This is a genomic window from Acrocarpospora phusangensis (assembly GCF_016862995.1).
Taxonomy (GTDB): Bacteria; Actinomycetota; Actinomycetes; order Streptosporangiales; family Streptosporangiaceae; genus Acrocarpospora; species Acrocarpospora phusangensis.
In genome coordinates, this window is the sequence record NZ_BOOA01000063.1 from 1 (window position 1) to 21,681 (window position 21,681).

The window sequence follows — 21,681 nt, forward strand, 5'->3', positions numbered from 1 at the left end:
TGGGCTTGTGCCCATCGAGCGATCGCAGGGCCTGTGATGTGCGCATTCTGGCAGCGACGAGGGTGTGCGCTCGTCAAGCGGTCGCGGTGATCAATGGGGCATTTCGGTGGCGAGTATGGCCACGGGCCGGTCGCCGATCCTGGTGAGAATGACCACGATCGAGTTGCCGCCCGCCATCCGGAGATCCTTGCGCAGCTTCTCGACGTCCACCGCGGACCCACGCTTCTTGATCGTCACCACGCCCACACCACGTTCCCGGAGCGCGGCGCGCAAGCGCTTCAACGAGAACGGCATGACCTCCTGGACCTCGTACCCGGCCACCCACGGACTGTGCCCGCGCTTGTCGCTGGTGATGTAGGCGATCTGCGGATCGATCAGCCACCCTTCGACCGTCTCGGCCACTTCCCCGACCAGATGCGCCCGTACGGCCGCCCCGTCGGGTTCGTACAGATACCGCCCAACCGGCCCGACCGCTGCCTGAACGCCCGTGGCCATCAGATCATCCCCCTCCGGCAGCAAAGTCGCCCGCCGTGCGAAACGCTCCCCAGTAACCACGGGGGCCGATTCCCCAGAACTCACCCAGAGCACCGCCTCCTTCACCTCCCCCCGAAAAGACACCCACTCCACGTCACTCCCCTCAGGAATGAACTCATAGGGAATTCCAGGCGCCAATTTCAAACACGCCCGCCGAGCCCGCGAAATCATTTCCACCAAAACGGGCCACGCCGGCGAGTACGCGTTCGGATCAAAAGTCCGCCGACTGGACGACCGCCGCGCCGGATCGGCGAACAACACGTCATACGCCCCCGGATCCACCGACTCCGCATCCGCCACCCGTACCGACGCACTCAGCCCGAGCGCCTCCACATTGGCCCGCGCCACCGCGACCGTCAGCGGATCGATATCAACCGCGTCCACCCGGCACCCCGCCCGCGCCAACGCGACCAGATCACCCCCGACCCCCGCACACACATCCACCACCGACAGCCCCCCGGCCGCCCCTTTCCCCCAACGCTTCACCAATTCCCGCGCCCGATGCTCCGCCACTTCCGCCCGCGTCGCCTGCTCAAGCCCCTGCGGCGTGAAGAACATCACCTCCGCATCCGCCCCGAACTTCCCCACCGCCCGCTGCCGCAACCCCGCCTGCGTCAGCGCCGCCCCCACCAACCCCGCGTCGTACGCCTTCCGCATCGAACTGGCCGCCCCCACGGCACCGACCCCAGCGCGTACCAACTCAACGGCCGCCCCAAGCGCCCGCCGCCCCTCATCAGTACGCAACCGCTCGAAGCTCTCCAGATCCATGCCCTGACGGTATCGACCTGATCAGAACGGCAAGTCGGCGAGATCGATGTCGATGGGGAAGGGCAGTTCGACCTTCAGGCGGCCGTGATGGATACCTGTCAGTCCATAGGCGCTGGTGGCGGGATCGAGTTCGAAGACGTAGATCACCGGCTTGTTCTCATTGTTCTCGATTCGCCAGAAGTTCGGGATCCCGCACTTGGCGTACTTCGGCGGCTTGACCACACGATCCCGATGCTCGGACTCAGGCGAGACGATCTCGACGACCAGGTGGATCACCTCAGGCGGATAGAAGGTGAGATTGTCGTCGTCCGCCTCGGTGTCGATGACCGCCAGATCCGGACAGGGCCGCCATTCGCGATCCAGCCTCATGTCCATTTGGCTCACCGTCCGAAGCTCTGGAGGAGCTTGTTCGTTCAGGCGGACATGCAGCCCATGCTGCACGCGAGCGTGGAATCTCTTCTGGGGGGACATGAAGACGAGAGCTCCATCGATGAGTTCGACGCGCTTGAAGAAATCCGGTTCACCGTTGGGCCCGTCGAGGGGAAGCCGATCGAGGTCGTCGGCCGTCCACCCGCCCTCGGGGGGATAGGGCCAGTTAGCTAGAACATCCTCAGCCGGATGGCTCCACTGTTCCGCTGCGCTGGTCACATCCCCCATCGTAGGGCCCTCATCGTCGCCGTTCGTGGTCATTCGACTACGTTCCTGTCGGCTGGAGTCTCTGATGATTCATCATCAAGTCGATGATGTTCCCGTTATCGACGTCTTCGCCACCCCCGCAACGGTGTTCGCGAGGGGCGGACGGGTTGGCTGACCTGCGTAGGGCGTTCGTGTTGACTGCGTCCGGGGTTGTGCATACTGTTTCGTGTTGGCACTCACCTAGGGAGAGTGCCAATCAAACGCGACGAGGCAGGTCTGACACCCGCGACGGCAGGCCACTGGTCGCCTCTTCAGCTCACTCATCGCAATCTGAAGGGGAGGTCCGATCATGACGACCGCCACTAAGGTTCCCGTTAAGCCGCTCGGCGACCGTATCGTGGTTCAGCCGCTTGAGGCCGAGCAGACCACCGCTTCCGGTCTGGTCATCCCGGACACCGCCAAGGAGAAGCCGCAGGAGGGCAAGGTCCTCGCGGTCGGCCCCGGCAACTGGGACGAGTCCGGCAGCAAGCGGGTTCCGCTCGACGTCACCGAGGGCGACGTCGTCCTCTACAGCAAGTACGGCGGGACCGAGGTCAAGTACGGCGGCGAGGAGTACCTGGTGCTCTCCGCCCGTGACGTGCTCGCCATCATCGAGAAGTAAGACGTGCAGAAGCCCCGGGTGCCTCCAGCGCCCGGGGCTTTCTTGTCCGGCGCACGTGGCCGGGCTTTCTGTCTGAGTTTTCTGTCCGGGGTTCTCCGCTGAGGCCCGGATGCTGAGAGGACTACTATGCCGAAGACCCTGTCGTTCGACGAGGACGCCCGCCGCGCTCTTGAGCGTGGCGTGAACGCCCTCGCGGACGCTGTGAAGGTGACCCTCGGCCCGCGTGGCCGCAACGTGGTCATCGACAAGAAGTTCGGGGCGCCGACGATCACCAACGACGGTGTGACCATCGCCCGCGAGGTCGAGCTCGACAAGCCGTACGAGAACCTCGGCGCGCAGCTGGCCAAGGAAGTCGCCACCAAGACCAACGACGTGGCCGGCGACGGCACCACCACCGCGACCGTGCTGGCCCAGGCCATGGTGCGCGAGGGCCTGCGCAACGTCGCGGCCGGCGCCCAGCCGCTGTCGCTCAAGCGCGGCATCGACCTGGCCGCCAAGGCGGTCAGCGAGAAGCTGCTCGACTCGGCCCGCCCGGTCGAGGACAAGAAGGAGATCGCGCACGTCGCGACCATCTCCGCGCAGGACGCCAAGATCGGCGAGCTGATCGCCGAGGCGTTCGACAAGGTGGGCAAGGACGGTGTGATCACCGTCGAGGAGTCCAACGCGCTCGGCCTGGAGCTGGAGTTCACCGAGGGTCTCCAGTTCGACAAGGGCTACCTGTCGGCGTACATGGTGACCGACCAGGAGCGCATGGAGGCGGTCCTGGAGGACCCGTACATCCTGCTCACCCAGGGCAAGATCGCCTCCATCGCCGACTTCCTGCCGCTGCTGGAGAAGGTCGCCCAGACCAAGAAGCAGCTGCTGGTGATCGCTGAGGACGTCGAGGGCGAGGCCCTGGCCGTCCTGGTCACCAACAAGATCCGCGGCACCTTCACCTCGGTCGCCGTCAAGGCGCCCGGGTTCGGCGACCGCCGCAAGGCCATGCTGCAGGACATCGCCACGCTCACCGGCGCCGAGGTGGTCTCCGAGGAGATCGGCCTCAAGCTGGAGCACGTGGGCCTGGAGGTGCTGGGCACCGCCCGCCGCGTGGTCGTCACCAAGGACTCCACGACCGTCGTGGACGGCGCCGGTGAGGCGTCCGCCATCGCGGACCGGATCCGGGAGATCAAGCTCGCCATCGAGCAGTCCGACTCCGACTGGGACCGCGAGAAGCTGCAGGAGCGGCTGGCCAAGCTGTCCGGCGGCGTCTGCGTGCTGAAGGTCGGCGCGGCCACCGAGGTGGAGCTGAAGGAGAAGAAGCACCGCCTGGAGGACGCGATCTCGGCCACCCGCGCCGCGATCGAGGAGGGGATCGTCTCCGGTGGCGGCTCCGCGCTCGTGCACGTCACCAAGGAGCTGGACAACCTCGGCCTGACCGGCGACGAGGCCACCGGCGTCTCCGTGGTCCGCAAGGCCCTCGTGGAGCCGGCCCGCTGGATCGCCGAGAACGCCGGCCTCGAAGGCTACGTGGTCACCTCGAAGATCTCCGAGCTGAAGCCGGGCAACGGCCTCAACGCGGCCACCGGCGAGTACGGCGACCTGATCGCCCAGGGCGTCATCGACCCCGTCAAGGTGACCCGCTCGGCCGTCCAGAACGCCGCGTCCATCGCCGGCATGCTGCTCACCACCGAGGCTCTCGTGGTGGACAAGCCGGAGGAGGAGGCCCCCGCCGCCGGTGGCGGCCACGGCCACGGCCACGGGCATGGCCACTAGCGGACAGTAGAAATCAGGGAAGTACGGCTCTCGCCACTTGAGGCGGGGGCCGTTCTTCTATATAGGAACTGGTAAACCTAACAACCGGATAAGACGTCGCACGGTCTCTGACCTGTCAGAACGTCTGACACAATTGCCGCGTTTTTGGCTTTCTTCTGAAATGTTCAAACGCCTCGGTGATCGCATGATTACGCCGGGTTATCGACGCGTCAATGTGACCAATCCGTATCCGTCCACCATGGGGACATGCACGATCGTGGCGGGCATCATGCCTAACGTGACCGAGGGATGCGTCGCCGACGCCGCAACTGGGGTAAGGCTTGCGACGAGATCGGATGAGTCCGACCTCAGGGAACTGACCAGCCTTGCCGTGTCAGGAGATCGCAAAGCAATCGAATCGCTGTTGGGCCAATTGCGCCCGATGGTGGTGCGCTACTGCAGGGCCCGGCTGGGGAGGGTCTCCGGTCATTACCACATCGCGGACGATGTGGCCCAGGAGGTGTGCATCGCGGTGCTCTCGGCACTGCCGCGCTACCGGGACATGGGCCGCCCGTTCGCCTCGTTCGTGTTCGGGATCGCCTCGCACAAGGTGGCGGACGCGCTGCGGAGTTCGGTGCGCAGCGCCGTACCGACTCAGGATCTTCCGGATGGGCCCGATGAGGGGCCCGGGCCGGAGGAGACCGTGGTGCGTTACATCGAGGCCGAGCACGCGCGGGCGCTGCTGTCCCGGTTACCGGACAACCAGCGCGAACTGCTCATCCTGCGGGTGGTTTCGGGGCTGTCGGCCGAGGAGACCGGGAACGTGCTCGGCATGTCGCCGGGGGCGGTCCGGGTGGCCCAGCATCGCGCGTTGGCCCGGCTTCGTCAGATGGCAGAGCTAGAGTCGATTGCGTGACACACGACGTTGACGTGGTGCTCGACGCGCTGGCCCGCCGGGAGGCGGTTCGCTCGTCTGATCCGGCGATCCTGGTGCTCAGGGCCTTGGTCGCCGATGTGGACAGCTTCTACGACGCTCAGCGGCTCTCCTCGGTGTCGATGACACCGTCGACGTAGCCGCGGGCGTACTCCCAGCTGACGTAGTCGGCCGGGTCGGGCTGGAACGCGGGCTCGTGGACCTGCGGGCGTCCGTTGTCGATCATCTGGCGGAGGTTGCCGCGCAGCAGGTCCCAGTCGAAGTAGTGCTGCTCCCCACATTCCGGGCAGTCAAGGACAAGCCCCAGCACTCCCTGCGGTTCCAGCAGGGAGCGGAACACTTCCACGTCGGCCAGGTCGGTCAGCGCCTCGTCACGCTCCGAGCTCGTGAGCGGCTCGGGGTCGTCGAGCTCGCCCAGCTCAACGGCGGGGTCGTTCGGGTCGTCCGCGAACGGGTCGCGGGGGACGTCTTCCAGCACGATCCCACCATATGACCAGGACCCGACTTGATGGGCTCGATGAGCCCGTTTACAGCCAGCCGCGCCGCGTGGCCTCGACGCCCGCCTGAAATCTGGACTGAACGCCGAGCTCGGTCATCGCCTCCGCGAACCTGGCCCGGACCGTGCGCACCGAAAGGTTCAGCAGCCGCGCGATCGTCTCGTCGCACAGGCCCTGCGAAGCCAGCCGGAGCACCTGCACCGCCCCCGGGGGATAGCGCAACGGCGTCGCCCGCGCCCACAACGCGTCGAACAGGGCGCGCAGCGCGTCCACCACGCTCGGGGCCCTGACCAGGTAACAGTTGTACGCGCTGCCCGGCATCGAGCCGCCCCAGTCGGCCGGCAGCCCCGCCGCCGCCCGTCCCAGCGCGAAGAACCAGCTCGGCACCCGGTCCAGCACCCGCACCCCCGCGCCGGCCCCCGTGAGGCGCTCCAGCGCCTCCTTCACGCCCGGTACGGCCAGCGACGCCGCGGGCACCACCGTCCGGGCCGAGAGCAGCCCGTCGTCCAGCGCCTTGATCCACGAGTCCGCATATTTTTGTACGAAATCATTCATCGTTCGCTGGTCGGGGATCGCCGAGACGAGATCGGCGGGCGGGGACTGGAGCGCCAGGCCGACGATGCTCTCGTAGAGCTCGTCCGCGCCGCTGACGAACTCGATCGGGAAGGTGCCGGTCTGGTGGTCGCGGCCCGCGTCGTACTGGTCGGTGAGGCCGCCGACGGCGGCGAGCACCTCGTCGATCTGGCGGCTCTCCTCGGCCAGCCGGTCCAGCCGGGCGGCGATCAGACGGCCGATCGCGGCCGCCGGGTGCCGGGCCACGTACTGCCCCGCCTGCTCGTCCACCGCGCCGAGGCGGACCAGGCCGGCCAGCTCGTCCTGGGTCTGCTCCGGCGCGGTGTCGGCGGCCTCGGCGATCTCGCTGAGGCCGGCGCGGTGCAGGCGCAGCACGGCGGCGTAGAGGGCGGTCTGGGCCGGGCTGAGGCCGAGCTGCGCGAGCGGATCGGCGCTCGGCTGGTCGGCACGGGTGCTTGTCGCGCGCATCGGCATCCGTTCCCCCAGGTCGTGGCGGTAAGTGGCGAGAATAACCCGGCGATTCTGGGTTGTCCCGGGGTTCACAGATTGCGATCCGGAGTGGTGCAGCTTCGTGTAGTTGCAGGAAGGGACATTGTGGCGGGACTCAGGGTGACGCATCCTTGACGCAGCGTCGGCGCGGTGGGGCGTCGCGTCACTCGGGCGCGGAGGGGGGCTCGGCGACGTGTGAGCGGCCCCATCGTGATCTGACCGAGCCCCCGACGCGCCTCGGGCTCGGTCGCGCTCCGGCTTGGCGGGGGTCGTCCGTCGCGTCCGCCCCGGGTTATCCACAGGGTGGGGTCTGGCGGTGGAGGCGGGCTACTACACTGACCAGCGGGGACTTAGGGCGGGTCTCCTGGCGGGAGGGGCGCAGATTATGGGGAAGTTCACCGAACCCGGGCTCACGTTCGATGACGTTCTGCTGGTGCCTGCGTATTCGGACCTGCAGCCGGGGGACGCGGATACCTCGACCCGGCTGACGAGATCCATCACGCTGCGCATTCCGCTGATCTCGGCGGCGATGGACACGGTGACCGAGGCGCGCATGGCGGTGGCCATGGCCCGCCAGGGCGGGATCGGGATACTGCACCGGAATCTGTCGATCCAGGACCAGGCGCAGCAGGTCGACCTGGTGAAGCGGTCCGAGGCGGGCATGGTGAGCAACCCGGTCACCTGCACGCCGGACGCGACCCTGGCCGACGTCGAGAACCTGTGCGCGCGCTACCGCATCTCCGGCGTGCCGGTCACCGACGAGGCGGGCGTGCTCGTCGGCATCGTGACCAACCGGGACATGCGCTACGAGAGCGACCACTCATTGCCCGTGCGCGACGTCATGACCAAGATGCCGCTGGTCACCGCGCCGGTCGGGGTCTCCCGCGCGGAGGCGTTCCGGCTGCTGCGCTCCCGCAAGGTCGAGAAGCTGCCGCTGGTCGACGAGCAGGGCCGGCTCCAGGGCCTGATCACCGTCAAGGACTTCACCAAGAGCGAGCAGTATCCGCTGGCCACCAAGGACGCCGACGGCCGCCTCATGGTCGGCGCCGCCGTGGGCGTGGCGGGCGACGCGCAGGAGCGGGCGCACGCGCTGATCGAGGCCGGCGTGGACGTGATCGTCGTCGACACCGCGCACGGCCACTCCAAGGGCGTCTGCGACATGGTCGCCAAGATCAAGGCCAACAGCCGGGTGGAGGTGGTGGGCGGCAACATCGCCACCCGCGCCGGCGCCCAGGCCTTGATCGACGCGGGCGTGGACGCGGTCAAGGTCGGCGTGGGCCCCGGTTCGATCTGCACCACGCGGGTGGTCGCGGGTGTGGGGGCTCCCCAGGTCACCGCCATCTACGAAGCCTCGCTGGCGGCCGGGCCCGCCGGAGTGCCGGTGATCGGCGACGGCGGCCTGCAGTACTCGGGAGACATCGCCAAGGCCATCGCGGCGGGCGCGGACGCGGTCATGCTCGGCTCGCTGCTGGCCGGGTGCGAGGAGTCGCCCGGTGAACTGATCTTCATCAACGGCAAGCAGTTCAAGTCCTACCGGGGCATGGGGTCGCTGGGCGCGGTCCGCAACCGGGAGCGCGGCGGCGCCTCCTTCAGCAAGGACCGCTACGCGCAGGACGGCATCTCCGGCGAGGACAAGTTCATCCCCGAGGGCATCGAGGGCCAGGTGCCCTACCGCGGCCCGGTCGCCGCCGTCGCCCACCAGCTGGTCGGCGGGGTCCGCCAGGGAATGTGGTACACGGGCTCGCGTACCATCGCCGATCTGCGGGACCACGGCCAGCTGATGCAGATCACCGCCGCCGGTCTCAAGGAAAGCCACCCCCACGACATCCAGATGACGGTCGAGGCTCCCAACTACCACCGTCGTTAGAGCCGGGGCCTTCCCTCGAAAAGCAATCGTTGTGCCACGCTCCCCAAATGGAAGGGTTGTGCTGTACGGCATCCGGGAGGATGGGTCATGATGGCGCAATCAGGAGGGGGGTGCGCAGGTGATCGACAAGAGTCCGCATATCCAGCTGAGAGCCGTGGTGGCTGGGACTTCGGGAACGTCCGATGCGCTGCGTGCCTTCACGGCTCTCACCAGGCTACTGACACTCCTCTCCCAGATGGAAGCGGGCGCCATCGGCACCGCCGGGAGCACCTGGGGGATCGAGGAGCTCCGGCTGGGCAGCGTCGCGACCGTCATCACACCGAACCGGCTGGCCGACAACGCCGACAGCGAGCTCATGGCCAACCTTCTCGATTGGACGATCAGCGGTTTCTCACAGGCTGAACACGAAGAGGTTCTTCCTGTGCACTGGCCCAGCTCCGCGATTGAGACCGGCATCGAACTCGCCAAGGCTCTCGGGATGATCGAGTCGGACGGCATGTTTCTGGAGCTGATCGACGACGGTCGGCCTCTTCGCAGTGTCACCGTTACTCGGCGAAGCGCCGACAATCTACGCTCGGCCACGCGAGTGAAACACACGTCGATCGGATCTCTGATCGGTCGGCTGGACAGCGTGAGCATTCATTCGTCTCCGACTGCGGGCCTGTGGACGGAACGCGGTGGTCGGGTCGAGGTCAAATTCGCCAGAGAGCACACCGATGCTGTGAGGGCCGCGCTGGGCAAGCGGGTGGAGATCTCGGGCATGCTCACCCGCAACCTGCGTGATCAGCCTCTGTCGATCAGGCTCAAGCGGATCGAGGAGCTTCCAGAACAAGACGTCCATATGGACTCGATTGTCGGCGCCGATCCGGGCCTGACGGAGGGCCTCGGCCCCGCCGATCATGTGAGACGGATGTATGACGCCTCCTAACACCCCCTCGTCGATCTACTTCGACTCCAACGCGCTGATCTACGTTCTCACCGCCGGGCCAGGGCACGAGCATGTGGTCGAAGCCCTCGAATTGGTGCGCGCCGGACGACTCAGGGGCTACATCTCGCCGCTCTCCTATACCGAAGTCCGTGGGTTCTCCAACACGGAGCCGTATCCTCCCGACCGGGATCGGGCTGCTCTCGCCTTACTGGACAGTCCCAGCCTGGTCCAGGTCGAGTTCAGTCGCTTTGTGGCCTTGGAGGCTCGTCGAATCGCGTATACGTACGGGTTGAAGAATCCGGATGCCATCCATGTCGCTTCCGCCGTGGTCGCCGAGGCGGAGGTCCTGTTCACGTCCGATAAGCAGCTCGTGGGGAAGGGCAGGGTCGACGGAGTGTGGATCGCGGAGCCGTACGAGCTGGGAGATCCCAAGCTCTTCGGAAATTGACGCGTCGTCCCTACTGGGGAGCAGTCGGGATCTCGCGTTGGGCTGCTTCTGGGCAAGATCGAGCCGTTCGGCCGCCGAGGCTGGGCAAACGCTGAGCGGAAGGGGTGATATCAGCAAGAGTCACGACACGGCTCCCTAGGATCGCCGGTATCGGCGTTCTTAACCGTGAGGAGCTCAGGATGGCCAAGGAACACCACCCGCTCACCGAACTTGAAGTGCGTCTGGTCGCCCTCGCGAAGGAGCACAACTTCTCGCTCAACCGAGAACCGGTGCAGTACTACTGCGAGTTCGTCCACGGCGATACCGCCGTCTACCTCGACAGGCAACGCACCAAGCGGGATATCATCGCCGTCTTCCTGCACCCCGAGACTGATCTGGATCGTCTGCCTCAGGACGCTGGCCTTGGAGGCCCTGGCGGGATCCGGCATGCCGAAGGCTTGCGTCTCTTCCCCAAGAAGTTCAACAAGGGGAAGCGTCCTTCGTCCTACGGCTATCCGATCATCTGCCCGGATCTCACCGCGTTCGGTCGGCTTTTGGCGTCGCTGACGTAGACGAGACGCTTCGGCGATCTGGGGGCGAATCGAACCCGGATGCGCCGCGCTCCGCCGTCTGGGCTTCGAGGTCAGTTTCATTCCGGTCAACCCCGACGCCACCAGCGGGCACGCCCGCGCGGGAGGGCCAAGCCGCCTGACCTCAGACAGGCACAACCTGCGACGCATATCGAACTCAGCCACCCCGGTCGACGACCTCACCGGCCGGGGCTACAAGCGGCTGAGGTCTCTAGTTTCGTTACAGTACGTAGGGCAATACCTAACGCACACGTACTGGGCGAGGACGAGCACATGACTCAGGTGGAGATCGGCCGGGGTAAGACCGGCCGCCGGGCATACGCGCTGGACGAGATCGGCATCGTGCCGTCCCGGCGGACGCGGGATCCCGAGGAGGTTTCGATCTCCTGGCAGATCGACGCCTACCGGTTCGAGTCGCCGGTCGTGGTGAGCCCGATGGACAGCGTCGTGTCGCCGTACACGGCGATCGAGATCGGGCGGCTGGGCGGGCTGGCCGTGCTGGACCTGGAAGGGCTCTGGACTCGGTATGAGGACCCGCAGCCTCTGCTGGACGAGGTCGCCACGCTGAGCGCCGAGGCCGGGACGCGGCGGCTGCAGGAGATCTACACCGCGCCCATCCAGGACGACTTGATCGGGCGCAGGATCACCGAGATCCGCGAGGCGGGGGTGACCACCGCCGTGCGGCTCTCCCCGCAGCGCACCGTGCAGCATCACAAGGCCGTGATAGACGCGGGTGTCGACATCTTCGTCATCCGGGGCACCACGGTGTCGGCCGAGCACGTCTCCGGGCGGGCCGAGCCGCTCAACCTCAAGCAGTTCATCTACGAGCTCGACGTTCCGGTGATCGTGGGCGGGTGCGCGACCTACACGGCGGCGCTGCACCTGATGCGTACCGGCGCGGCGGGCGTGCTCGTCGGTTTCGGCGGCGGCGCCTCGCACACCACCCGCAACGTGCTCGGCGTGGTCGTCCCGATGGCCACCGCCATCTCCGACGTCGCCGCGGCGCGCCGCGACTACATGGACGAGTCCGGCGGCCGTTACGTGCACGTCATCGCCGACGGCGGCATGGGCGGCTCCGGCGACATCGCCAAGGCCATCGCCTGCGGCGCGGACGCGGTCATGGTCGGCTCCCCGCTGGCCCGCGCCGTCGAGGCCCCCGGCCGCGGCTTCCACTGGGGCTCCGAGGCCCACCACCCCGACCTGCCCCGCGGCCGCCGCGTCGAGTTCGGCACCATCGGCACCCTCGCCGAGATCCTGCACGGCCCTTCGTCCGTGGCCGACGGCTCCATGAACCTGATGGGCGCCCTCAAGCGCACCATGGCCACCTCCGGCTACTCCGACATCAAGGAATTCCAGCGCGTCGAAGTCGTCGTCGCCCCACCGCAGTAACCACCCTCACCCGGGATAAGAGCGCCAATCTGGACCCAGCGCCAGGTTCTCGTCGTTATCCGGCGCCGTTAACGCAGGTGACGCTTCTCGCCGCGCTGGCGCCAAAGATGGCCGTCCATCCTGGTGGTGATTCATGCCACCTGGCTGATCAGGGCACTCCTGTGGGGTGCCCTGATCTGTTGGTCAGGGGGTTCCGGGCGGGGGTGTGAGCCAAGTGCCGCGTTTCATGACGGACTGGACGGTGAGGGTGTCGTCGAGGAGGACGAGGTCGGCGTATTTGCCGGTGGTGATGGAGCCGATCTCGTCGGCCAGGCCGAGGACGTGGGCGGGGGTGAGGGAGGTCACCCGGGCCGCCTCGGGCAGGGTGAGACCGTTGGTCTGGACGCCGCGGCGGAAGGCGGCGTCCATGGTAAGGGTGCTGCCGGCGATGGAGCCGCCGCCCGCGAGGCGGGCCACGCCGGAGCGGACCTCGACTTTCATGGGACCGAGGTCGAAGTCGCCGTCGGGCATGCCGGCGGCGTCCATCGCGTCGGTGATGAATGTCACACGGGTGCCGGGTACGGCGGAGAGCACCAGATCGATCACGGACGGGTGCAGGTGCACGTCGTCGTTGACGATCTCCACGGTCACGCGTTCGTCGACCATGGCGGCGGTGATCGGGCCCGGGTCGCGGTGGTTGAGCGGGCGCATCGCGTTGAACAGGTGGGTGGCCACGGAGGCGCCCAGGTCGATGGCCGCCATGGCCTGCTCGAAGGTGGCGTCCGTGTGGCCGATGGCGGCGATCACCCCGGAATCGACGCATTCGCGTACGGCGTCCAGAGCGCTGGGGAGTTCGGGGGCCAGGGTGAACATGCGGACGTGCCCGTCGCCGGCCTTGATGAGTTCGGCGAACTCGGTGACCGAGGGCTCGCGCAGCAGTTCAGGGCGGTGGGCGCCGCAGCGGGCGGCCGAAATGTAGGGGCCCTCGTAGTGGATGCCGGCCAGCAGTCCCTCCGCGCACAGTCCCGCGAGCATGGCAGCGGCGGCCTTCAGCCGCTCCAGTGGTGCGGTGACCAGGCTGGCCAGAGCGGTCGTGGTCCCGTGTCGCCGGTGGAAGCCGACGACGCGCCGGGCCTGGTCGGCCGAGCCCGCCGGATACCCCGCGCCGCCACCGCCGTGCACGTGGATGTCGACGAATCCCGGGACGATGATCAGCCCTCCGAGCCCGTGCCCGTTCCCGGGCGCCGGACCCTGCCCGACATGGGTGATCCGCCCGTCCTCAATGGTCAGCCATCCGTGGTGCACGCCGTCGGGCGTCACGATCCGGGCGTCGGAGAGAGTGATGCTCATGCGCCCTATCCTCCACGGTCACCGCTCCGGCCGCGACGGCGCGATCACCCGCGGGGTAATCGCCGGGTAAGCGTTCCCCCAGCCTGGGGCCGTGATCTGGTCAGGTCGGGACGGAGGATACGGTCGGGAGAGTGCCGTCCGCTGGTGTCGTGCCGGGAGGCTACTCGTCGGTAGATTTCGGGTAGAACGACAGCAGCAGGTGGCAGCCGGACCGCCGTACCGCCGTACACAAGGGAGACCGATGACTGCGCGGATGGGGACAGCGAGGCTTGGGCCCGCGGAGCGTCTGATGGCGCTGTCCCAGATGGGATCGCGGGAACTCGACGTGGTCGTGGTCGGTGGGGGCGTGGTGGGCGCGGGAGTGGCGCTGGACGCCGCCACGCGTGGGCTGTCGGTCGGGCTGGTGGAGGCGCGGGACTTCGCGTCGGGCACCTCGTCCCGGTCCTCGAAGCTGATCCACGGTGGGTTGCGCTATCTAGAACAGCTCAACTTCGATCTGGTACGGGAGGCGTTGCAGGAGCGGTCGCTGCTGTTGCAGCGGATCGCGCCGCACCTGGTCAGGCCGGTGCCGTTCCTGTTTCCGCTGACGCATACGGGGTGGGAGCGTCCGTACGTGGGGGCCGGGCTGGTGCTTTACGACAGCCTGGGGTTCTCGTTCGGGTTCACCCGGGGGGTTCCGGGGCATCGGCATCTGTCCCGGAAGCGGGCGTTGCGGCTGGCGCCCTCGTTGCGGCGGACGGCGTTCACGGGGGCGGTGCAGTACTGGGACGCGCAGGTGGATGATGCCCGGTATGTGATGACGCTGCTGAGGACCGCGGCGACGTATGGGGCGCAGGTGGCGTCTCGGGCGCAGGTGGTGGGGTTCCTTCGGGAGGGGGAGCGGGTCACCGGGGTCCGGGTCTGCGATCTGGAGACCGGTACGGAGCTGGATGTGCGGGCTCGGCAGGTGGTCAACGCGACCGGGGTCTGGACCGATGACATCCAGGAGTTGGTGGGCGGGCGTGGGCAGATCCACGTCAAGGCGTCCAAGGGGATCCATCTGCTGGTGCCCCGGGATCGCATCCACTCACTCACCGGTATCATTCTTCGCACCGAAAAATCGGTGCTTTTCGTGATTCCTTGGGGGAGGCACTGGATCATCGGGACGACCGATACCGCCTGGACGCTCGACAAGGCGCATCCGGCGGCTTCCCGTACCGACATCGACTATGTTCTCGATCATGTCAATGCGGTGCTTTCTGTGCCGTTGACCAGGGACGATGTCGAGGGTGTGTACGCAGGGCTGCGTCCGCTGCTGCGGGGGGAGTCCGAGCAGACCTCGCAGCTGTCCCGTGAGCATGTGGTGGCTCATCCGGTGCCGGGGCTGGTGATGGTGGCCGGAGGGAAGTTCACCACCTATCGGGTGATGGCGGCGGATGCCGTGAACGCGGTCGCGCACGGGCTGGACGTGCGGGTTCCGGCGTCCTGTACGGATCGCATCCCGCTCGTCGGCGCGGAGGGGTACCAGGCGCGCTGGAACTCCCGCAACCGCCTGGCCGAGTCTTCTGGACTGCATGTGGCCCGTATCGAGCATCTGCTCCAGCGGTACGGATCGATGATCGACGAAGTTCTCCTGTTGATCGAGGCCGATCCGAGTCTGGCTCGTCCGCTGACCGGCGCGGACGACTACCTCCGGGCCGAGATCGTGTACGCGGCCACCCACGAGGGGGCGAGGCACCTCAACGACGTGCTCACTCGGCGTACGCACATCTCCATCGAGACCTTCCACCGGGGGCTCGCCGTCGCCGAGGAGGCCGCCGAGTTGCTGGCCGGGCCGCTCGGGTGGGACGCGGAGCAGGTCAAGCGTGAGGTGGAGTACTACACCAAGCGGGTCGAGGCCGAGCGGGTCTCCCAGGAGCAGGACACCGACCAGGAGGCCGACGCCATCCAGATGGGCGCCCCCGAGATCGTCCCGGTGGCCGTTCCCGAAGGGCGCCCGATTTAGAGCTCTGCTGCCGGGTTCGCGCCGTTATCCGGCGCCGTTAGCGCAGGTGATGCTTCTCGCCGCACCGGCGCCCACTCCCCTCCGTTGGAGTGGGCGCCTGGATTCCTAGGTGAAAGGGAGCCAGGTTTGGTCGGTGAGGGTGGTGGAGTCGCTGACTTTGAGGCCCAGGTCGGAGATCGTCCAGATGGTGTTGCCGATGATGAGGCAGCGGCGGATGCCGGGGTTGGCGGGGGCGAATTCGGCCTGCTGGGCGATCTTGGGGTGGGTGATCATGCCGAGTTTGGTGATGTCGGAGTCGGTGACGCGGAGGACCAGGGCGGAGCTGCCCTCGGCCCAGTTGGAGCCCCAGCTCATCAGCGGCATCATGGCCAGGTTGTCCTCGGGCCAGTAGAGGAAGGCGTGGGGGTCCCATTCGGCCTCGGAGCCGCCCTTTTCCTGGAAGAAGCGCGACAGGGACTTCGGCGCCGCCGGGTCGGCCACGTCGAAGAGGGAGACCTGGGTGCCGGTCTGGCGGCCTTCCGTGGTGGCTTCCTGGCCGACGCCGATCAGGCGGCCGGGGCCTGCCGGGTGCAGGTAGGCGGAGTAGCCGGTGATCTTCAGTTCGCCGGTGACCTTGGGGGCCGCCGGGTTCCGCAGGTCGAGTGCGTACAGGGGGTCGATCTGGCGGAAGGTCACCACGTAGCCGAGGTCGCCGATGAAGCGGACCGAGTAGATCTGCTCGTCCTTGCCGAGGCCGGTGATGGAGCCGACCTGGGCGAGGGTGTCGGATTTAAGGACGTAGACGGCGCTTTCGCTCTTGGCGTTGGCGGTCTGCGGGTCGAGTGTGGTCGCTATCCGCAGATGTCCGGCGTGCTCGGACAGGGAGTACTGGTTGAGCAGCCGACCGGGGACCGAGCCTGAGCTGACATAGCGGGGCGCGGTGGGAGCGGTGATGTCGAACCGGTGCACTTCCGTCCGCTGCGGGGGAGGAGTGGGGGCCGGCTCGATGGTCTCGATCGGCGTCAGCCCAGCGGACGGCATCGGGGTCGGCGCGATGGTCTCAACCGGCGTCGATCCAGCGGACGGCTGCGGGCTCGGATCCACAGGCGGAACCGGGGTCGGCGCAGCGGACGGCACCGCGGACGGTGCGGACTTGGGTTCGACCGTGCCGGACGACGGAGGCGCGATCTTCTCCGCGTCCGGGTGGCTCGGCTGGACCTCGGGAGCCACGGGACCGCCCGATCCGCCCGGCTCGACCGGATCCGGGATCAGGGTCGGCATCTCCGGGTCCTGCCGGGGCGTGACCGCCACGTCCGGGAGCGGTTCCGGGGCCGGCATCATCGGCATGAACCAGAAGGTCGGATTGCTGGTGACGTAGAGGCTGTCCTTCGTCCCGTACACGGTGTCGCCGTCGGCGGCCACGCTGATCGGCTCGACCGCGCCGAAGGTGCCGTTCAGATCGACGGTGTGCACGCTCAGCATCGACGTGCCCGAGAACTCGGCGGGATGGCTGACGTTCTCGCACTTCACGGTGCCCGGCGTCTTGGCGTCCCCGGTCTGGATCTCGAACTTCGGCAGCCACGCCTGGATCGGCGCGCTCGCGATGGCCTCCCTGCTGATCGCCAGCCGCTCGGCGTCCGTCTGGTTGGGCTTCGGCTCGGGGAAGGGGATGTCCGGCGAGGACCGGACCACGAGGCGGACCGTGGAGCCCACCATGCGGGCGTCCACATGGCTGCCCGTCATCCGCATCGAGGCGACCTCGGTCGGCTGCCCGCTCAGGTCCACGAGCACGTATTTCGGTCCCGACATGGGCCGCATCCGAGCGACCGTGTCCATGCCGAGCGTCTCGCCGCCCTGGGTCATCAGCACCAGCGCCCGGTCACCGGACAGCAGCAGGTCGGCGGGGATCCAGCTCTGCTCCTTGGGCACCAGCCGCAGTTCGCCGGTGACCTTCCGGGTGGCCGTGTCGACCACTCGCAGCACCCCCTGGGTGACCACGATCACCCGTTCGCCGTCGGTTTTCACCAGATCGGGCTCGTCCACCCCGGCTTCGTGCACGTTGGTGGTCGAGTACGTGCTGACGGCGCCCGTGCCAGTGGCGCCGACGGCGCTCCGCGCGGTGTCCGCGGCCTCCAGCGAGACCATCGGCATGCCGAAGCCCCACGCGTTCGCGTTCCGCGCGGTCGCCGTGCGCAGGCTGGTGAGCATCTCGGCGCAGTCGTCGTACGAGACCAGCTTGATCTTGCCGGTCAGATTGATCGCGGGCGGGGCGGATCGGCCCCCGCCGGACGTGCACGCGGCGGCCAGCAGTGCGACGGCCACCGCCCCGGCTGCCCGAATCGAAATCCTCATGCCCCTGACACGGATGCCGTTCTGGCCCGGTTCAGGGCGACTTTCAACTGTTACCGGTACGCGCGTAGTACGGCGACAGGTCCTTCGCGTCACTGGTTTCGATGAGTTTGCGTACGACGTCGCCCTTGAGATCGATGATCGAGACGTTGGACGTGTTGTCCGTCGGCGAGATCCAGCAGTACACGTGCTGGTCGTCCCACCAGCCGAGGACGCGGTTGCAGTCCGAGGTGAACTGGGCGAACGCGGCCCCCGTGTCGGCGTCCCAGATGCAGGTCCCGGCGTTCTCGTCCGGGCACTTGGTGACGAACTGCTGGCCCGAGGGGGAGTACAGGCCGGTCGCGGTGTTGGCCGGCACCCCGACGTCGGGGATGGTCTTCACGACCTCGCCCTGGAAGTCGTAGTGCCGCAGGCCGCTGGTCGTCCCCTCCGTGTAGGAGATGACGAATGCCGTTTCGTCGGGGCTCCAGTAGAAGCGGCCGTCCTTGATCGCGGGGTCGTTGATCCGGCGGATCGTGGTCTTGCCGGTGGCCATCTCGATGACCATGAAGCCCTTGACGGTCCAGTTCTCGCCGCTGGAGTTGAGGATGGTGAACAGCAGGCGGCTGCTGTTCCTGGACCACTCGCCGTACTCGTACGTGAGCGGGATCTTGACCGACTTCACGGTCTGCACCGCGCCGGTGGCCCGGGTGATGATGTCCACGCCGTGGTAGTCGTCGGTGCGGTAGTTGCGGGGCCGCCCGACCGCGTACACGCCGTCGGGGGAGAGGTACTGCTGCCAGTATTTGGTGCTCTTGGTGAACTTCCCGTCCCGTGACTCGCGCGGGTAGTTGGTCCAGACATCCTTGGTCTTGTCGTGGATGTCGTAGTAGGTCAGCGCGAGGGGGTCGGTGGGCGCCTCGTACACGTACGCGGACAGGCCGGGCAGCTTGGTCCGGACGACCTCGGGCGTGGGGCTCGGCTCCGGCTCCGGCGTGGACGGCGCGGCGGACGGGCTGCTCGACGTGGTGCCGCCCGCCCCGATCGTGGGGTCGTCGGTGCGCATCGCGATCACCACGACGGCCGCGATGACGATCACGGCCACCGCGACCGCGACGGCGGCCAGCCCGACCCGGGAACCCTTCTGGGGGCCGGGGGTCTGCGTGCCCATCTGGTGGATCGGCTGGGGGTGGTACGGCGGAGGCGGGGGCGGCTGGTTGACCGGCGGCATGCCGTACGAGCCGGTCTGCGGGGGTAAGGAGGACGAGTACTGCTTCGTCGGCGTGGGATGCGGCGCATAGGGCGGATTGACCGGAGCCCCGTGCGGGGGAGCCCAGGGGTTGGGCGCGGCGTTCGCGGGAGCGGTTCCCGGCACCGCCGCAGCGGCGGCGGCCTCCTGGAGGATGGTCGCGTTCGGCCGGGAATGCTGGAGCAGCCGCAGCAGGACCTGCTCCGCCGTCGGCCGGCTCCGCGGATCCTTGGCCAGGCAGGACTCGACCACGTCACGCAGCAGCCCCTGTAACGCCTCGGTGCTCGGCGTGGCGTTGAGGATGCGGTTGATCACCGCGGGCAGGGTGTCGCTGCCGAAGGGACTGTTGCCCGTCGCCGCGTACAGGATGGTGCAGGCCCAGGCGAACAGGTCGGCGGGTGGCCCGACCGGGTGGCCCATGATCTGCTCCGGCGCCATGTAGGCGGGCGTGCCCACCGGCCGCGAGGTCTGCGTGGCCGACGCGTCCAGCGCCTTGGCGATGCCGAAGTCGATCACTCGCGGCCCGTCCGGACCCATGATCACGTTGGCCGGCTTGAAGTCGCGGTGCACCACCCCGGCCTGGTGGATGGCGGCCAGCGCGGTGGCCGTGCCGATCGCCAGCCGGTGCAGCGCGGGCCCGCCCAGCGGCCCCGACGCCGTCACCCGCTGCTGGAGCGTGTCCCCTTCGATGTACTCGCTCACGATGTACGGCTGATCGCCCGCCACACCCGTCTCGATCAGCTGCGCCGTGCAGAACGGCGAGACCCGCTTGGCGGCGTCCACCTCCCGCAGGAAACGCTCCCGCACCGCCGAGTCGGCGGCCAGATCCGAGCGCAGCAACTTGACGGCGAACTGCTCCCCCGACGAACCCACCCCGAGATAGACGACCCCTTGGCCACCCTCTCCGATTCGCCCCTGAAGGCGGTACGCACCCAGGTTGTGGGGATCGCCCGTCCTCAGTGAAACGATTTCCGGCATAGGAGAATTGTGGATCCAGCGAAGACACGGCGGAAGCGTCGTGTCCTGATGGTTGTACTCGCCACGGGTCCCCCCGTAGGGCGTACGGGTGACAGAGGGGCGTCGATAGACTGAGGACACCGCTGGTTCTTGGCTTGGGGGGCATGCTTTGTCCGGTGATGTGCGGCAGTCGGAGTTCGACACGGTATTGGTGGTGGACTTCGGCGCCCAGTACGCGCAGTTGATCGCGCGGCGGGTGCGGGAGTGCCACGTGTACTCCGAGATCGTGCCGTCGACCATGCCGGTGCACGAGATGATGGCCAAGCGCCCGAAGGCGATCATCCTCTCCGGCGGCCCCTCCTCGGTGTACGCGGAGGGAGCCCCCGCGGCCCCGCAGGGCCTGTTCGAGACCGGGGTGCCGACCTTCGGGATCTGCTACGGATTCCAGGTCATGGCCCAGGAGCTCGGCGGACGGGTGGCCCGCACCGGAGCGGCCGAGTTCGGCGGCACCCCGCTGACCGTGCTGCGGGAGGGCATGCTGTTCGCGGGCCTGCCCGCCGCCCAGCAGGTCTGGATGTCGCACGGCGACTCCGTGGTGGCGGCCCCCGACGGGTTCATGGTCACGGCCTCGACGGCGGACACGCCGGTGGCGGGCTTCGAGGACGTCAGCCGTGGCTTCTACGGGGTGCAGTTCCATCCCGAGGTGCTCCACTCCGACCACGGCCAGGCCGTGCTCAAGCACTTCCTGGACGCGGCCGGCTGCCGGCCCTCCTGGACGATGCTGAACATCGTGGAGGACGCGGTCGCCGCCGTCCGGGCGCAGGTGGGGGACGGGCGGGCGATCTGCGCGCTGTCCGGCGGCGTGGACTCCGCGGTGGCCGCCGCGATCGTGCAGAAGGCCATCGGAGACCGGCTGACCTGCGTGTTCGTGGACCACGGGCTGCTGCGCAAGGGCGAGGCCGAGCAGGTCGAACGGGACTTCGTGGCCGCCACCGGGGTGAAACTGCGGGTCGTGGACGCGTCCGAGCGCTTCCTCAAGGCGCTGGCCGGGGTGAGCGACCCCGAGGAGAAGCGCAAGATCATCGGCCGGGAGTTCATCCGGGTCTTCGAGGACGAGCAGCGGGCCATCCTGGCCGACGGCCCCGCCGACTTCCTGGTGCAGGGCACGCTCTACCCGGACGTGGTGGAGTCGGGCGGCGGCACCGGGACCGCGAACATCAAGTCCCACCACAACGTGGGCGGCCTGCCCGACGACCTGAAGTTCTCCCTGGTGGAGCCGCTGCGCGCGCTGTTCAAGGACGAGGTGCGCCGGGCCGGCGAGGAGCTCGGCCTGCCGGCGGCGATGGTCTGGCGGCAGCCGTTCCCCGGCCCGGGGCTGGGCATCCGGATCATCGGCGAGGTCACCCAGGAGCGCCTCGACATCCTGCGCGAGGCGGACGCCATCGCCCGCGCCGAGCTGTCCAGGGCCGGGCTGGACCGGGACATCTGGCAGTGCCCGGTGGTGCTGCTCGCGGACGTGCGCTCGGTGGGCGTGCAGGGCGACGGCCGCACGTACGGGCATCCGGTCGTGCTGCGCCCGGTGACCTCGGAGGACGCGATGACGGCCGACTGGGCCAAGGTGCCCTACGACGTGCTGTCCCGGATCTCCACCAGGATCACCAACGAGGTCCGCGAGGTGAACCGGGTCACACTGGACATCACCAGCAAGCCCCCGGGCACCATCGAGTGGGAGTGACCCGCTCTTCGCGTTGTGCTGCGACCCGGGGTAAATCGGGCGGTGTGGACTCCTGCCGGCGGGTAGGTTAGCCCGAGTGATTTCCACTCAGCAGGG

18 protein-coding genes are annotated in these 21,681 nt (G+C 68.1%); 11 read left to right on the plus strand and 7 right to left on the minus strand.

Annotated features, from left to right (window positions below; all coding sequences use genetic code 11):
- Nucleotides 1–90: 90 nt before the first annotated feature.
- Nucleotides 91–1,302 (minus strand): class I SAM-dependent methyltransferase, encoded by a 1,212-nt coding sequence (locus Aph01nite_RS30100; RefSeq protein ID WP_204044412.1) that lies wholly within the window; start codon nucleotides 1,300–1,302, stop codon nucleotides 91–93.
- Nucleotides 1,303–1,323: 21 nt separating this feature from the next.
- Entirely contained in the window at nucleotides 1,324–1,959 is a 636-nt protein-coding gene (locus Aph01nite_RS30105) for a Uma2 family endonuclease (protein ID WP_239162098.1), read from the minus strand.
- Nucleotides 1,960–2,287: 328 nt separating this feature from the next.
- Between Aph01nite_RS30105 and groES the strand changes: the two genes are divergently transcribed.
- From groES to Aph01nite_RS30125, 4 genes are all read left to right on the plus strand, one after another.
- Nucleotides 2,288–2,599 (plus strand): co-chaperone GroES, encoded by a 312-nt coding sequence (gene groES / locus Aph01nite_RS30110; RefSeq protein ID WP_155351715.1) that lies wholly within the window; start codon nucleotides 2,288–2,290, stop codon nucleotides 2,597–2,599.
- A 126-nt stretch (nucleotides 2,600–2,725) separates the two neighbouring features.
- The gene (groL, locus tag Aph01nite_RS30115; RefSeq protein WP_204044414.1) at nucleotides 2,726–4,351 is read left to right on the plus strand and encodes a chaperonin GroEL; all 1,626 of its coding nucleotides are present in this window, start codon (nucleotides 2,726–2,728) and stop codon (nucleotides 4,349–4,351) included.
- 268 nt (nucleotides 4,352–4,619) lie between these two features.
- Entirely contained in the window at nucleotides 4,620–5,246 is a 627-nt protein-coding gene (locus Aph01nite_RS30120) for a sigma-70 family RNA polymerase sigma factor (protein ID WP_155351735.1), read from the plus strand.
- Nucleotides 5,243–5,404, plus strand: a complete 162-nt coding sequence (locus Aph01nite_RS30125; RefSeq protein ID WP_155336793.1) for a hypothetical protein — start codon at nucleotides 5,243–5,245, stop codon at nucleotides 5,402–5,404. The genes Aph01nite_RS30120 and Aph01nite_RS30125 overlap by 4 nt, the downstream gene beginning before the upstream one ends.
- Here the strand turns inward: Aph01nite_RS30125 and Aph01nite_RS30130 are convergent.
- Both Aph01nite_RS30130 and Aph01nite_RS30135 read right to left on the minus strand, forming a co-directional pair.
- The gene (locus Aph01nite_RS30130) at nucleotides 5,365–5,742 is read right to left on the minus strand and encodes a DUF5319 domain-containing protein (RefSeq protein ID WP_155336792.1); all 378 of its coding nucleotides are present in this window, start codon (nucleotides 5,740–5,742) and stop codon (nucleotides 5,365–5,367) included. The two genes, Aph01nite_RS30125 and Aph01nite_RS30130, sit on opposite strands and share 40 nt — an antisense overlap.
- 49 nt (nucleotides 5,743–5,791) lie before the next feature.
- Entirely contained in the window at nucleotides 5,792–6,802 is a 1,011-nt protein-coding gene (locus Aph01nite_RS30135; protein WP_204044415.1) for a helix-turn-helix transcriptional regulator, read from the minus strand.
- Nucleotides 6,803–7,208: 406 nt separating this feature from the next.
- On the opposite strand from Aph01nite_RS30135, the gene guaB reads away from it, so the two are divergent.
- From guaB to Aph01nite_RS30160, 5 genes are all read left to right on the plus strand, one after another.
- On the plus strand, nucleotides 7,209–8,690 hold the full coding sequence (gene guaB, locus Aph01nite_RS30140; RefSeq protein WP_204044416.1) for an IMP dehydrogenase: 1,482 nt from the start codon (nucleotides 7,209–7,211) through the stop codon (nucleotides 8,688–8,690).
- A 118-nt stretch (nucleotides 8,691–8,808) separates the two neighbouring features.
- Entirely contained in the window at nucleotides 8,809–9,618 is an 810-nt protein-coding gene (locus tag Aph01nite_RS30145) for a hypothetical protein (protein ID WP_204044417.1), read from the plus strand.
- Nucleotides 9,605–10,066, plus strand: coding sequence for a type II toxin-antitoxin system VapC family toxin (locus tag Aph01nite_RS30150; RefSeq protein ID WP_204044418.1), 462 nt, complete (start codon nucleotides 9,605–9,607; stop codon nucleotides 10,064–10,066). Before Aph01nite_RS30145 ends, Aph01nite_RS30150 begins: the two co-directional genes overlap by 14 nt.
- A gap of 179 nt (nucleotides 10,067–10,245) precedes the next feature.
- A complete protein-coding gene (locus Aph01nite_RS30155) occupies nucleotides 10,246–10,617 on the plus strand; it encodes a hypothetical protein (protein ID WP_204044419.1) in 372 nt (123 codons plus the stop codon).
- Nucleotides 10,618–10,908: 291 nt separating this feature from the next.
- Nucleotides 10,909–12,024 carry a GuaB3 family IMP dehydrogenase-related protein gene (locus Aph01nite_RS30160; RefSeq protein WP_204044420.1) on the plus strand — a complete coding sequence of 372 codons (1,116 nt, stop codon included), beginning with the start codon at nucleotides 10,909–10,911 and terminating at the stop codon, nucleotides 12,022–12,024.
- Between the two features lie 183 nt (nucleotides 12,025–12,207).
- Here Aph01nite_RS30160 and nagA read toward each other — a convergent pair whose 3' ends face one another.
- Nucleotides 12,208–13,353, minus strand: a complete 1,146-nt coding sequence (nagA, locus tag Aph01nite_RS30165) for an N-acetylglucosamine-6-phosphate deacetylase (RefSeq protein ID WP_204044421.1) — start codon at nucleotides 13,351–13,353, stop codon at nucleotides 12,208–12,210.
- Nucleotides 13,354–13,606: 253 nt separating this feature from the next.
- Between nagA and Aph01nite_RS30170 the strand changes: the two genes are divergently transcribed.
- On the plus strand, nucleotides 13,607–15,337 hold the full coding sequence (locus tag Aph01nite_RS30170; RefSeq protein ID WP_204044443.1) for a glycerol-3-phosphate dehydrogenase/oxidase: 1,731 nt from the start codon (nucleotides 13,607–13,609) through the stop codon (nucleotides 15,335–15,337).
- 105 nt (nucleotides 15,338–15,442) lie between these two features.
- Here Aph01nite_RS30170 and Aph01nite_RS30175 read toward each other — a convergent pair whose 3' ends face one another.
- Together Aph01nite_RS30175 and Aph01nite_RS30180 are read right to left on the minus strand one after the other, a co-directional pair.
- Entirely contained in the window at nucleotides 15,443–17,668 is a 2,226-nt protein-coding gene (locus Aph01nite_RS30175) for a beta-propeller domain-containing protein (RefSeq protein ID WP_204044422.1), read from the minus strand.
- A gap of 43 nt (nucleotides 17,669–17,711) precedes the next feature.
- Entirely contained in the window at nucleotides 17,712–19,871 is a 2,160-nt protein-coding gene (locus Aph01nite_RS30180; protein WP_204044423.1) for a serine/threonine protein kinase, read from the minus strand.
- A gap of 148 nt (nucleotides 19,872–20,019) precedes the next feature.
- On the opposite strand from Aph01nite_RS30180, the gene guaA reads away from it, so the two are divergent.
- Nucleotides 20,020–21,585 carry a glutamine-hydrolyzing GMP synthase gene (guaA, locus tag Aph01nite_RS30185; protein ID WP_204044424.1) on the plus strand — a complete coding sequence of 522 codons (1,566 nt, stop codon included), beginning with the start codon at nucleotides 20,020–20,022 and terminating at the stop codon, nucleotides 21,583–21,585.
- Nucleotides 21,586–21,681 lie beyond the last annotated feature (96 nt).

Bases quoted from the DNA above. Each gene is read 5' to 3' on its own strand.
- Aph01nite_RS30100 (WP_204044412.1), bottom strand. From the start codon at position 1,302: ATGGATCTGGAGAGCTTCGAGCGGTTGCGTACTGATGAGGGGCGGCGG.
- Aph01nite_RS30105 (WP_239162098.1), bottom strand. From the start codon at position 1,959: ATGGGGGATGTGACCAGCGCAGCGGAACAGTGGAGCCATCCGGCTGAG.
- groES (WP_155351715.1), top strand. From the start codon at position 2,288: ATGACGACCGCCACTAAGGTTCCCGTTAAGCCGCTCGGCGACCGTATC.
- groL (WP_204044414.1), top strand. From the start codon at position 2,726: ATGCCGAAGACCCTGTCGTTCGACGAGGACGCCCGCCGCGCTCTTGAG.
- Aph01nite_RS30120 (WP_155351735.1), top strand. From the start codon at position 4,620: ATGCCTAACGTGACCGAGGGATGCGTCGCCGACGCCGCAACTGGGGTA.
- Aph01nite_RS30135 (WP_204044415.1), bottom strand. From the start codon at position 6,802: ATGCGCGCGACAAGCACCCGTGCCGACCAGCCGAGCGCCGATCCGCTC.
- guaB (WP_204044416.1), top strand. From the start codon at position 7,209: ATGGGGAAGTTCACCGAACCCGGGCTCACGTTCGATGACGTTCTGCTG.
- Aph01nite_RS30150 (WP_204044418.1), top strand. From the start codon at position 9,605: ATGACGCCTCCTAACACCCCCTCGTCGATCTACTTCGACTCCAACGCG.
- Aph01nite_RS30155 (WP_204044419.1), top strand. From the start codon at position 10,246: ATGGCCAAGGAACACCACCCGCTCACCGAACTTGAAGTGCGTCTGGTC.
- Aph01nite_RS30160 (WP_204044420.1), top strand. From the start codon at position 10,909: ATGACTCAGGTGGAGATCGGCCGGGGTAAGACCGGCCGCCGGGCATAC.
- nagA (WP_204044421.1), bottom strand. From the start codon at position 13,353: ATGAGCATCACTCTCTCCGACGCCCGGATCGTGACGCCCGACGGCGTG.
- Aph01nite_RS30170 (WP_204044443.1), top strand. From the start codon at position 13,607: ATGGGGACAGCGAGGCTTGGGCCCGCGGAGCGTCTGATGGCGCTGTCC.
- Aph01nite_RS30175 (WP_204044422.1), bottom strand. From the start codon at position 17,668: ATGAGGATTTCGATTCGGGCAGCCGGGGCGGTGGCCGTCGCACTGCTG.
- Aph01nite_RS30180 (WP_204044423.1), bottom strand. From the start codon at position 19,871: ATGCCGGAAATCGTTTCACTGAGGACGGGCGATCCCCACAACCTGGGT.